Source organism: Saccharopolyspora karakumensis, assembly GCF_004349225.1.
Lineage (GTDB): Bacteria > Actinomycetota > Actinomycetes > Mycobacteriales > Pseudonocardiaceae > Saccharopolyspora > Saccharopolyspora endophytica.
Map to the genome: position 1 here is coordinate 1 of NZ_SMLA01000089.1, position 11611 is coordinate 11611.

Annotated in this window: 10 protein-coding genes and 1 pseudogene; 7 read left to right on the top strand and 4 right to left on the bottom strand. The window is 66.3% G+C overall.

Annotated elements, in window-relative coordinates:
- Nucleotides 1-234, bottom strand: a 234-nt coding sequence (locus tag E1202_RS30005) for a methylmalonyl-CoA mutase family protein (RefSeq protein WP_328591031.1), incomplete at its 3' end; no start/stop codon positions are given.
- Nucleotides 231-2072 (bottom strand): methylmalonyl-CoA mutase small subunit, encoded by a 1842-nt coding sequence (gene mutA / locus E1202_RS30010; RefSeq protein ID WP_132686683.1) that lies wholly within the window; start codon nucleotides 2070-2072, stop codon nucleotides 231-233. The genes E1202_RS30005 and mutA, both read right to left, overlap by 4 nt.
- 139 nt (nucleotides 2073-2211) lie before the next feature.
- On the opposite strand from mutA, the gene E1202_RS30015 reads away from it, so the two are divergent.
- From E1202_RS30015 to E1202_RS30035, 5 genes are all read left to right on the top strand, one after another.
- A complete protein-coding gene (locus E1202_RS30015; RefSeq protein WP_207918998.1) occupies nucleotides 2212-3183 on the top strand; it encodes a LysR family transcriptional regulator in 972 nt (323 codons plus the stop codon).
- Between the two features lie 160 nt (nucleotides 3184-3343).
- The gene (locus tag E1202_RS30020) at nucleotides 3344-4513 is read left to right on the top strand and encodes an acyl-CoA dehydrogenase family protein (protein WP_132686684.1); all 1170 of its coding nucleotides are present in this window, start codon (nucleotides 3344-3346) and stop codon (nucleotides 4511-4513) included.
- Nucleotides 4510-5574, top strand: a complete 1065-nt coding sequence (locus E1202_RS30025; RefSeq protein ID WP_132686685.1) for an enoyl-CoA hydratase/isomerase family protein — start codon at nucleotides 4510-4512, stop codon at nucleotides 5572-5574. Before E1202_RS30020 ends, E1202_RS30025 begins: the two co-directional genes overlap by 4 nt.
- On the top strand, nucleotides 5567-6472 hold the full coding sequence (gene mmsB / locus E1202_RS30030) for a 3-hydroxyisobutyrate dehydrogenase (protein WP_132686686.1): 906 nt from the start codon (nucleotides 5567-5569) through the stop codon (nucleotides 6470-6472). Before E1202_RS30025 ends, mmsB begins: the two co-directional genes overlap by 8 nt.
- On the top strand, nucleotides 6469-7245 hold the full coding sequence (locus tag E1202_RS30035; RefSeq protein ID WP_132686687.1) for an enoyl-CoA hydratase: 777 nt from the start codon (nucleotides 6469-6471) through the stop codon (nucleotides 7243-7245). Before mmsB ends, E1202_RS30035 begins: the two co-directional genes overlap by 4 nt.
- 57 nt (nucleotides 7246-7302) lie before the next feature.
- Here E1202_RS30035 and E1202_RS30040 read toward each other — a convergent pair whose 3' ends face one another.
- Both E1202_RS30040 and E1202_RS30045 read right to left on the bottom strand, forming a co-directional pair.
- Nucleotides 7303-7971, bottom strand: a complete 669-nt coding sequence (locus tag E1202_RS30040) for an adenylate kinase (protein WP_235879107.1) — start codon at nucleotides 7969-7971, stop codon at nucleotides 7303-7305.
- A gap of 8 nt (nucleotides 7972-7979) precedes the next feature.
- The gene (locus E1202_RS30045; protein WP_132686689.1) at nucleotides 7980-9374 is read right to left on the bottom strand and encodes a CaiB/BaiF CoA transferase family protein; all 1395 of its coding nucleotides are present in this window, start codon (nucleotides 9372-9374) and stop codon (nucleotides 7980-7982) included.
- A 230-nt stretch (nucleotides 9375-9604) separates the two neighbouring features.
- Here E1202_RS30045 and E1202_RS30050 point away from each other — a divergent pair, with 230 nt between their 5' ends.
- Nucleotides 9605-11119: an aldehyde dehydrogenase family protein gene (locus tag E1202_RS30050; protein ID WP_132686690.1), complete on the top strand. Its 1515-nt coding sequence runs from the start codon at nucleotides 9605-9607 to the stop codon at nucleotides 11117-11119.
- 356 nt (nucleotides 11120-11475) lie between these two features.
- Nucleotides 11476-11611, top strand: a pseudogene (locus E1202_RS30055) (electron transfer flavoprotein subunit beta); the annotation flags it as partial.

Genomic DNA, 11611 nt, shown 5'->3' on the forward strand with positions numbered 1-11611 from the left:
CGTCGGGTACGGCCCGCGCAGGAACGGCGCCAGCCCCGGGTAGGTCGACAGGAAGTCCAGACCGTCCACATCGGATTCGGTGTAGAGCGGCTGGACGTCGATGCCCTCCGGCGCCTCCCACGCCAACTCATCAGAGCACTTTCCGACGGCCGAACGGATTTCTTGCTGCCAGCGTTCCGGCGTGGAAGGTTCGGGATCAGTGAGGGGGATGTCGGCGAAGTTCGGGATCATCATGACTCGATTCCCAGTGATCGATGAGCGTCGCGGAGGATTTCGATGACGTTGCAGCCGGTGTGCACGTACCCGTCCACGCCGCGGTCATCGGTTGGCCGTCCGGCTAGGAGGATGGTTTTCGCCCCGGCCTCGCGGAGCGAACGGATCACGTCCGTGGCCCACGCTGCGTAGACGTCGTCACTGGAGCACAGGCACACCACAGGGTTCGGACGCTCGGCGTATGCCTTGACCACCTCCTTCGGGGACTCCGTGGGTCCTGCATCCGGGGTGGCGAGTCCACCGGCGGCGAACAGGTTGCGGGCGAAGGAGGCCCGCGCGTTGTGCTTGGCCAAGGGGCCGAGGGTGGCGAGGAAGACCGCTGGTCGTTCGCCGGTCTCGGCCAGCCGGGCGTCGGCGGCATCTCGGAGCAGTTCGAAGTCTTCGGCGTAGCGGTGCACCGGGAGACCGCCGCTGGGTTGTGGTGGCGCGGGGGTGCGTTGGAGAGGTGTTTCGTCGAGGTGGGGGAATTCGCTGACGCCGGTGATGGGGTCGCGGCGGTGTGCGATGGCTTCGCGGCGTTGTTCCCATGTTTCGGCTAGCTGATCCTGGATGAGCTCGGTCTCGAGGGCTTGGGGGAGTCCGCCGGTGGCTTCGATGCGCTGGAACCAGGCCCAGGCGGTGCGGGCGAGTTCGTCGGTGAGGGTTTCGACGTACCAGGAGCCGCCTGCGGGGTCGATGACCTGGGCGAGGTGGGATTCCTCCAGCAGCAGCGCCTGGGTGTTGCGGGCGATGCGGCGAGCGAAGTCGTCCGGCAGGCCGATGGCGGCGTCGAAGGGCAGCGTGGTGACCGATTGGGCGCCGCCGACTCCGGCGGCGAAGGTGGCGATGGTGGCGCGCAGCATGTTCACCCACGGGTCGCGGCGGGTGAGCATCGCCTGCGAGGTCACCGCGTGCTGCACCTGCGCCCGCGCCTGCTCGCTGACGCCGCAGGAGCGGGTGACCTGCTCCCACAGGCGGCGGGCGGCGCGCAGCTTGGCGATGGTCAGGAACTGATCGGCGGTGGCGGCGTAGCGGAACTCCAGCTGACCGGCGGCGGCGTCGACGTCCATGCCCGCCTCGGTGAGCCACCGCAGGTAGGTCACCGCGGCGGCCAGCGAGCAGCCCAGTTCCTGGGCGTCGGAGCCACCGGCGTCGTGGAACGGCAGCGCATCGACGGTCAGGGCTCCCAGCTGCGGGAACTCGGCGGCGCAGCGCCGGGCGAGCTCCACGGCGGCGTCGCGGTCACCGGCCTGGCCGGTGCGGGCCAGCACCGCGAGGGGGTCCGCGCCGAGGTTGCCGCGCAGCTGCCCGGTGGGCACGCCCTGCTCGGCGGCGAGGTCGAGGTAGGCCTGCGCGGCGGCGGCGAAGTCCGCGCCCGCGTCCAGGCTCACGCCGATCATGTCCAGGTGCACGCCGCCCAGCGCATCAGGCAGGTCGTCGATCGCGATCCCGGCCGCGCCCAGGCGCAGCCACAGCGAGGAGACGCCGTTGTAGAGGTCGGCCAGGACCTCGCGGTTGGTCTCTGCGGCGTCGGGGTGCTCGTGGCGCTGCCGCACGTCCCAGCCCTCGGCCACGCCGCCCTGCGGCCGGCTGCCGCGCACGAACGGCGCCAGGCCCGGCAGCCCCGGCTCGACGGGCGCGGAGGTGTAGAGCGGGCGCACCCGGATCCCGTCGTGGGTCGTGGAGTCCAGCACGTCCTCGACCGGACCGGCAGGTGGTTCCTCACCGACCGAACCGGATCGTTTCAGCACCTTGTGGACCTGCTCTTGCCACTGCTCGCGGGTCGGCTCGTCCAGGTAATTGCTGAGGTCGAGGTCCATCGTGTCTTCCGGGTTCGGAGGAGGGGTAGCGCAGCGTCCCCGCGCTGTCTTGAGAGCCTCGCTTAGATGCGCATGTGCGTTCAAGCAGTAGATACGCAGACTCAATGTGCAAGAATGCACAGAATGGGAGGCGTCCGAGTTGGACCACGCGTCCTTCCACAACGCATCCACCGAGATCGAATCGCGGCACAGCATGAGCAACAGGAATATTGACACCTCGAGGCTTCGAGCCGACGACCTCCGGCATTTGCTAGCGCTGGCCCGGACCGGGCGCTTGGTGGCCGCTGCATCGGCGTTGGGAGTGGACCACACCACTGTTGCGCGGCGTATCTCCGCTCTGGAGAAGGCAATAGGGGTGAGGCTTGTTGAGCGTGGCGCCGATGGCTGGGAGCTGACCGATATCGGGCGCTCAGTCGCTGAGAATGCGAGTCCGATCGAGGAGGCCATCGAGAACGTCGCCAACGCCGCAACTGGTAGCAGTTCGGCTTCTCTGCGGGGGACGGTCCGAGTGACGGCGCCTGATGGCTTCGGCGCGCTGTTCGTCGCGCCGGCGCTCACTCGCATCCAACGGGCGAATCCGCAGCTCAACGTTGAGCTGATCACCGCGACTCGTGAGCTGGCTCTGCACCAGTCGGGTTTCGACCTCGCGGTTGCGGTCGGTTCCCCGGCGGGAAGTCGCTTGGTGACTGAGAAGCTGACCGACTACTCGCTGTCGCTGTACGCGGCCGCCGGGTACCTGGCCGAACACGGGGTGCCGGAGACGATCGAAAACCTGCGCAACCACGTGCTGATCTTTTACACCGGTTCGATGCTTCGGGTCGGTGACCTCGACTTGGAGCGCCACCTGCCCGGGGTTACCGCGCAGTTCAGCTCCACCAACATCTTCGCGCACTTGGAAGCGACGAGGGCTGGTGGCGGGATCGGCGTGCTTCCGGACTTCGTGGCGCGTCGTTGTCCGGAGCTCACCCGGTTGGGCAGCTTCGGTGTGGACATGCGCTTGTCGTTCTACCTGGCGGCGCGCCGGGAGAGCGTGTCCAGGCAAGTGGTTCAAGTGATCAGTCGCTCGCTGAAGGACGAAGTGGAGGAGCGCAGAGCCGAGCTTTTGCCCTGAACCCTTGGAGTCGTGCGTTTCTGCACACCCGCCCTGTGCTCTTGCCTCTTGAGCCGGCTCGATCCACTCGGGAACATCTCCGGCAATAGTCGGTAACCGTTCAATCGGACGTCCAACCATTCTGACGTCCGCGTCCGACTCGTGCTGGAGGAAAGAACACATGGATGCACGCGCCGACAGTGGCGGTGTCTTCTGCCTGAACGAGGACCAACAGGCGCTGGCCGAGACCTGTCGTGAGTTCGCCGCCGATCTGCTGGCGCCCAACGCCGTGGAGTGGGACCAGAGCAAGCACTTCCCGGTCAGTGAACTGCGCAAGGCAGCAGAGCTGGGCATGGGAGGCATCTACGTCAGCGAGGAGTACGGCGGCTCAGGGTTGGGCCGGCTGGACGCTGCGGTGATCTTCGAGGCGCTGGCGACCGGATGCCCGGCGGTGGCTGCGTACCTGTCGATCCACAACATGGTCGCCTCGGTGATCGACCGCTTCGGCAATGACGAGCAGCGCGCACGGTGGTTGCCGCGGTTGTGCTCGATGGAGGCGCTGGGCAGCTATTGCCTGACCGAACCCGGAGCGGGATCGGATGCCGCATCGCTGACAACCCGCGCAGTCCGGGAAGGCGACCACTACGTGGTCAACGGCGTCAAGCAGTTCATCTCCGGTGCCGGAGCCTCGGACGTCTACGTCGTTTTCGTCCGCACCGGAGATGACGGGCATCGAGGCATCTCCGCGTTGGTGGTCGAGTGGGACACCGAGGGGCTGTCGTTCGGTCCGAACGAGCACAAGATGGGCTGGAACGCCCAACCCACCCGCCAAGTCCGGTTCGAAGACGCTCGGGTTCCCGTTGAGAATCTGATCGGTGCCGAGGGACAAGGGTTCCGCCTCGCCATGTCCGGCCTCGACGGTGGACGACTCAACATCGGAGCCTGCTCGCTGGGTGGCGCTCAGGCGGCGTTGGACGCCACGGTGCGCCACCTGTCCGAACGCGAGGCCTTCGGACAGGTGCTGCGGGACTTCCAAGCTCTGCAATTCCGCGTTGCCGACATGGCTACCGATCTGGAAGCGGCGCGGTCGATGCTCTGGCGCGCGGCCGCGGCGGCGGACGCCAAGGACCCATCGGCGACGCGGTTGTGCGCGATGGCCAAGCGCGTGGCCAGCGATACCGGGTTCGCCGTGGCCAACGAGGCGCTGCAGCTGCACGGCGGCTACGGCTACTTGTCCGAGTACGGCATCGAGAAGATCGTCCGTGACCTGCGCGTGCACCAAATCCTGGAAGGGACCAACGAGATCATGCGCGTCATCGTGTCCCGTGACCTGCTAGGAGCCGCCCGATGACCGCTGCCGAAGTTCTCGTCGACGTCAGTGGGCGAATGGGACGGCTCACGCTGAACCGGCCGCGCGCCCTCAACGCCCTCACCGCCGAGATGGTCCAGTTGCTCGACGACGCCCTCTCCGAATGGGAACACGACCCGGAGATCGCGTGCGTACTGATCGACGGTGAGGGAGACCGCGGACTATGCGCGGGTGGCGACATCCGCGCCATCTACGACGCCGCCCTGGTCGGCGACCCGGCTCCGAAGAAGTTCTGGCGTGACGAGTACCGGTTGAACGCGCGGATCAAGCGTTACCCCAAGCCGTACGTCGCCATCATGGACGGAATCGTCATGGGCGGCGGAGTGGGCGTGTCGGCGCACGGCTCCGTCCGCGTCGTCACCGAACGCACCAAGATCGCGATGCCCGAGGTGGGTATTGGGTTCGTACCGGACGTGGGCGGGACCTACCTGCTCAGCCGCGCACCCGGTGAACTCGGCACGCACGCGGCCCTCACCGCGGCACAACTGGGGCCGGCGGAGGCGATCAAGTGCGGGTTTGCGGATCACTTCGTGCCCAGCGACTCTCTCGCGTCGCTGGCCGAGGATCTCGCGAACGCCGGATCGGACGCTGTCGACGCTGCGGTACAGCGGCATTCCGAGCCGGTCCCGCCATCGACGTTCGACTCCGACATGGAGTGGATCAACGAGTGCTATGCCACCGACGATGTCGCCGAGATCGTGCGACGCCTCCGATCCAGCGGGGTCCAAGCGGCAGAACGAGCGGCAGGGGCCATCTCCGCGAAGTCGCCCACCGCTCTGAAGGTGTCCTTGCGCGCGCTGCGCACCGCGCGCGGACTCGACACGCTCGAGGACTGTCTCGAGCAGGAATACCGCACGTCGTGCGCCTTGCTGTCGTCCCCGGACCTGGTCGAGGGGATCCGCGCTCAGGTCGTGGACAAGGACAGAAACCCGCAGTGGAGCCCGGGCCTGCTGGACGAGGTCAGTGCGGACGTGGTGGAGAAGTTCTACGCGGCGGGCGACGACGAGCTCGGCCTGGCAACGATGGAGGAGTGCGATGACTGACATCGGAATCATCGGCCTCGGCAACATGGGTGGCCCCATGGCGGCCAACCTCAGCCGAGCCGGGCACCACGTGCGTGGTTTCGACCTTTCCGCATCGGCTTGCGTCGCGGCCGCCGAGCAAGGCGTGGAGATCGTGGAAGCCGCCTCGGATGTGTGCACGGGCGCGGAAGTCGTGATCACCATGCTGCCCAGTGGTGAACACGTCCTCGACCTGTACCGAAATGGTGGACTGCTCGAGGCGGCCTCTCCGGGAACGCTGTTCGTGGACACCTCCACGATCGAGGTCGGTGAGTCGCGTTTGGCACGTGACTTGGCGGTGAAAGCCGGTCATCGCGCCTTGGACGCCCCGGTTTCCGGTGGTGTCGTCGGCGCGACGGCCGGAACGCTGACATTCATGGTCGGTGGTGAGGCAGCGGACTTCCAGAACGTCGAACCCATCCTGAGCGTGATGGGCAAACGTGCGGTCCATTGCGGAGCGTCCGGAGCAGGTCAGGCGACCAAGATCTGCAACAACATGATCCTGGCGATCAGCATGATCGGGGTCAGCGAGGCGTTCGTCCTCGGAGAGGCGCTGGGTGTGTCCCACGAGGCGCTGTTCAACGTGGTCTCGACGGCCACCGGCCAGTGCTGGGCTCTCAACACCAACTGCCCCGTGCCAGGCCCGGTGACTACTAGCCCGGCGAACAGCGACTTCGACCCCGGGTTCGCCACGGCACTCATGGTCAAGGATCTCGGGCTGTCGCAACGCGCCGCAGACGGTGCAGGGGTGGTGACAGAGCTCGGGAAGCACGCCCACGAGCTGTACGTCCACTACAGCCAGCAGGGCGGGGCCGACCGCGACTTCTCAGGGATCATCAACGCTGTCCGGGAGTCCATCGAGAAGGAGGCGAGGGCGTGACCCGCTACTCGACGATCGAGGTGGAGCATCGCGGAGCGGTCGGTGTGGTGACGCTGAGTCGGCCCGAGGCGCTCAACGCGCTCAACACCCAGCTCATGGGCGAGGTCACGGCGGCGGTGTCCGAGCTCGATCAGGACGGTCAGATCGGATGCATCGTGCTGATCGGATCCCAGAAAGCGTTCGCCGCCGGCGCCGACATCAAGGAGATGCAGCCGCTGTCCTACATGGACGCCTACGCCAGCGACTGGTTCGCAGCCTGGGACCGGTTGACCGCGGTGCGCAAGCCGATGATCGCCGCGGTCTCCGGCTACGCCCTCGGCGGTGGGTGCGAACTGGCCATGCTTTGCGATCTGATCATCGCGGCGGACAACGCGAAGTTCGGGCAACCGGAGATCAAACTCGGTGTGATCCCGGGCATTGGCGGCACGCAGCGGCTCACGCGGGCAGTAGGCAAGGCCAAAGCCATGGAAATGTGTCTGACCGGGCGGATGATGGATGCCACCGAGGCAGAGAGCAGCGGCCTCGTGGCCCGAGTCGTTCCAGTTGACCGGCTCACCGAGGAAGCGTTGGATACCGCTTCGGAGATTGCCAGCATGTCCACCCCGGTAGCGATGATGGTCAAGGAGAGCGTCAACCGGGCACACGAGACGACGCTGGCCGAGGGAGTGCGGTTCGAACGACGCGTCTTCCACGCCACCTTCGCCACTGATGACCAGAAAGAAGGCATGGCCGCCTTCGTCGACAAGCGTGCGCCCTCGTTCACCGATCGGTGAAATAAGAAGGGGCGGTTCACCTCAGAGTTAAGAGGTGAACCGCCCCTTTCGCGCGGGTCACGCGGTTAAGATTGACAACACCCGCTCGGTTACCGCCTCAACGGCGCCACTCGCTTCGATCGTCGTGAGCACGCCCTGCCTTCGGTAGAACCCCAGCAGCGGGGCGGTCTCGTGCGCGTAGAGGTCCTGCCGACGGTTGATCGCGTCCTCCGCATCGTCTGCCCGCCGCTCCAGTGGACTAGAGCAGTGGTCGCAGATCCCGTGCACGATTGGGGGATTGAATCGGACGTGCCAACTACTGCCGCAACTGGTGCAGGTGCGTCGACCGGCCAGTCGGAGCAGTACCTGGCCCCTCTCGACGCTCATCTCCAGCACCACGTCCAGCGGTGTGCCCGACTCGCCGAGAGACTCGGCCAGGAATTCCGCTTGGGAAAGGGTTCTCGGAAAGCCGTCCAGGAGGAAACCAGCCGCGGCGTCGTCCTCCGCCAGACGTTGACGCACCATGCCGGTGGTGACGTGGTCCGGGACGAGCTCACCCCTGTCCAGGTAGGACTTCGACTCGATGCCGAGAGGCGTGCTGCGGGCGATGTTGTTCCGGAAGATGTCGCCGGTGGCGATGTGCGGTACGCCGAGTTTGGCGGAGATGGATTTCGCCTGTGTGCCCTTGCCTGCTCCGGGTGGACCGATCAGCACGATTCGGCGTGCAGGGCGTTGAGTTGCGCTCACTGGGTGGCTCACCTCCCTTCCAGCCATTCGGCCACGGCCGACGTGTGCTGCCCGAGCGTGGGCGGTGCGGTGTGCTCGGTCCGTCCGAGGCGCTGCCCCTCGAAGTTTTCGAAGCGCAGCGGCGGACCAGGCAGCTCGATCTTGCCGACGACGGGGTGGTCGACCTCGAGCACCAATCCCTGGCTGCGGGTCTGCTTCCACTCGTAGACCTCGTCGATGGTGCGAACCGCGCCAGCCGGCACTCCCGCCTCGTTGCAGCTGGTGAGCCAGAACTCCCGGGGACGGGTGAGCAGCACGTCTTCCACCGCTGCGATGAGTTCGCTCCGATTGGCGAGGCGCAGCGAGTTGGTGGCGAATCGCTCATCATCGGCGTCGAGCCCGAGAAGAGCGGCGAATTTGTGCCACTGGCCCTCGCTGCCCACGGCGACTTGCACGATCCCATCAGCACAGCGGAAGGTGCCGTAGGGCGCGATCTGCGGGTGGTGGTTTCCCGAACCCGAGCCGACCTTGCCGGCTGCCGTCCACGCGGTTCCGTGGAACGCATGCGCCCCGACCAGAGCGGCCAGCAGCGACGTGCGCACGACAGAACCCCGTCCCGTACGAGTGCGGTCGTGCAAGGCGGATACCACGCCGAACGCGCCGTAGATCCCCGCCAGCAGGTCACCGATGGGCACGCCGACGCGCGTCGGATGGTCGGGATCGGGGCCGGTGAGGCTCATCAAACCGGACTCGCCTTGCGCGATCAGGTCGTATCCAGGGCGCTGGGAATCCGGTCCATCGTGGCCGAAGCCCGAGACGGACAGCATCACGAGACGAGGGTTGAGCTCTTCCAGCACTGCGGGTGGAAAGCCCAAGCGGTCGAGCACGCCCGGTCGGAAGTTCTCGATCAGCACGTCAGCGCGGCGGATCAGCTCGCGCAATGACTCCTGCCCCGAAGTGCTCTTGAGGTCGAGCTGGACCGATTCCTTGTTGCGGTTGCACGACAGGTAGTAGGTGGCATCGGTTGAATCGTCGCCGACGAAAGGCGGCCCCCAGGATCGCGATTCGTCCCCGCGATCGGGTGACTCGACCTTGATGACTCTGGCGCCGAGGTCACCGAGCATCATGGCGGCGTGCGGGCCGGCCAAGGCGCGGGACAGGTCGAGAACCAAGGCGTCTGCCAACGGGCCTCTGGTAGTCACATCTAGCTCCTGTTCGAATCGAGCGAAAATTCCAGCGCTCGCCAGGTGCGAGGCCTCGCGCGTATCTGAAAATGCCAGGCACGGAAGAACAAGCAGCGCCTTGTCGCGACCGGTGCGGGAGCAGACCGGTTCGTGCCTGCTTTTCGGGCAGTATCCGCATCGGGCCAGACCTCTGGCAACGGACAACTCGGCACAGACGATGTGCGGGGCTGCACACTTCATGCTGTGCAGTCCCGCACATCCGCTCTGCGTTGTTGGCGATTGTGCGCAGCGACAGCGGCCCTACGATCGATGAGAGCAGATATTGCAGAAACCAGCCGGTTCTGGACTGCATTCCACCTCCGATGACAGCAGTCATCCGCAGCAATTCGAAGAAGTGACAGACCCGCTGGAAGAGACGTGGCCGAGCCATCGGCGAGTACAGGTGGCCACGCGAGGAGGCAGGCACGGAAATGGGCAACACGGTGGGAACACGGTCGGCGGACCTCATCGACGGTGTGGCGGACGTCCGTTCGCAGCTCTACCCGATGCTGCTGGACGGGCAGTGGGTCGAGGCGCAGGAGGGCGGGGAGTCCGAGGTGACCACCCCAGCGCGGCGGGGCGAGGTCATCGCTCGTGTGCCTGCCTCGGGCGCGAACGACGTCGATCGTGCAGTGGCAGCGGCGCGGAGGGCTCAGCCCGCATGGGCTGCCGAGCACTTCAAGGTTCGTTCGCGGGCGTTGGCGCGCATTGCCGACGACATCGAGGCGCGTGCCGAGGAACTGGCACGGCTGACCGCGTTGGACACCGGCAACGCGTTGCGGACCCAAGCCAGGCCGGAGGTCGCCACGCTGGTCGACCTGTTCCGATACTTCGCCGGTGTCGCAGGCGAGGTCAAGGGCACCGTGCTGCCCGCGGGTGAGGGGCAATTGCAGTACACGCGGCGAGAGCCGCTCGGCGTCGTGGCTGCGATCCTGCCATGGAACTCGCCGCTCATGATCGCAGGGTTCAAGATCCCGGCGGCATTGGTGGCGGGCAACACCATGGTGGCCAAACCCGCCGAGGACGCGCCGCTGTCGTTGCTCCTGCTCGCAGAGATTTGCCAGGAACATCTGCCGCCCGGCGTGCTGAACATGCTGACGGGGCGCGGGCGGGTGTGCGGTAACGCGCTGGTGGAACACGCTGATGTGGACAAGGTGTCGTTCACCGGCTCCACCGAGGTCGGCCGCCTCGTGGCACAGCAAGCCGGACATCGGCTCGCACCGACGTCGCTCGAGCTCGGTGGGAAGAACCCCGCCATCGTCTTCCCCGACGCCGTCGACGACGACCTCATCGATGGGCTTCTGCTGGCAACGCGTTTCCACCGCCAGGGGCAGAGTTGCACCTCGGGCTCGCGGCTGCTGGTGCACGCCGACGTGCACGACGAGGTGATGGACGGCCTGGTCAAGAAGTTGGGTGACCTCGTTGTCGGTGACCCGTTGGATGAGGCCTCGGACATGGGCGCGATCATCAACGAGACCCAGTTCTGCGGTGTCCGCGACTACATCGCCGACGGATGTTCGCAGCCGGGGGTCAAACTCGCGCTCGGTGGGCTGCCGCCATCGGACGGGCCGCTCTCCGAGGGCTACTACCACGTGCCCACCGTGTTCGACGCGGTTGAACCGAACTGGAGGATCGCCCGCGAGGAGATCTTCGGGCCCGTCCTGGTCGTCACTCCTTGGCGCGACGTGGACGAGGCGATTCGTTTGGCCAATGACACCAACTACGGGCTGGCGGCCTTCGTGTGGAGCAGCGATCTGAACCGAGCGCTGACCACGGCCCATCGAATCGAAGCCGGCTGGGTGCAAGTCAACCAGGGTGGCGGCCAAGTCATCGGCCAGTCCTACGGCGGCGTGAAGCAGAGCGGTATGGGACGTGAGGTCTCCCTCGAGGGCATGCTCGAGGGATTCACCCACACCAAGCAGGTCAACGTCCGCCTTTCTGCGTGAGGTTTCTGACGATCACGTGACGGGCACGCAAAACCAACAGCCTCAGCGTCGGCGGCGAGAGTTTCTCGTCGTCGACGGTTGAGCGCCCGGCCGTGCTCGAACGCTCCGTTCTGGTCCTGCGTGGTCGGAGCGTGCACGGAGCGGGCGGCCGAGTTTGGCGGACTCGGGAAGGTCTGGCGGGGCGGGGTGGGCAGTGCCCGCCCCGCCAGCCTCGTCTTAGCAGGTCGCGGTGTCTGAAGAGGGGCGTGTGTTTCTCTGCACAGGCTGGCTCTGCGTCCGACCGACCTCGTCGGTAGTAAAATAGTAGGAAGTCCTACTATTGTGATGGCGCGAAGACGACGAGGGATGGAGGGCTCGTGAACGTTGTCGTTCTGGTTAAGCAGGTGCCCGACACGTATTCCGAACGGAAGCTGTCTGCTGCGGATCACACGTTGGACCGCGAGTCGGCGGATGCCGTGTTGGATGAGATCAACGAGCGCGCGGTGGAGGAGG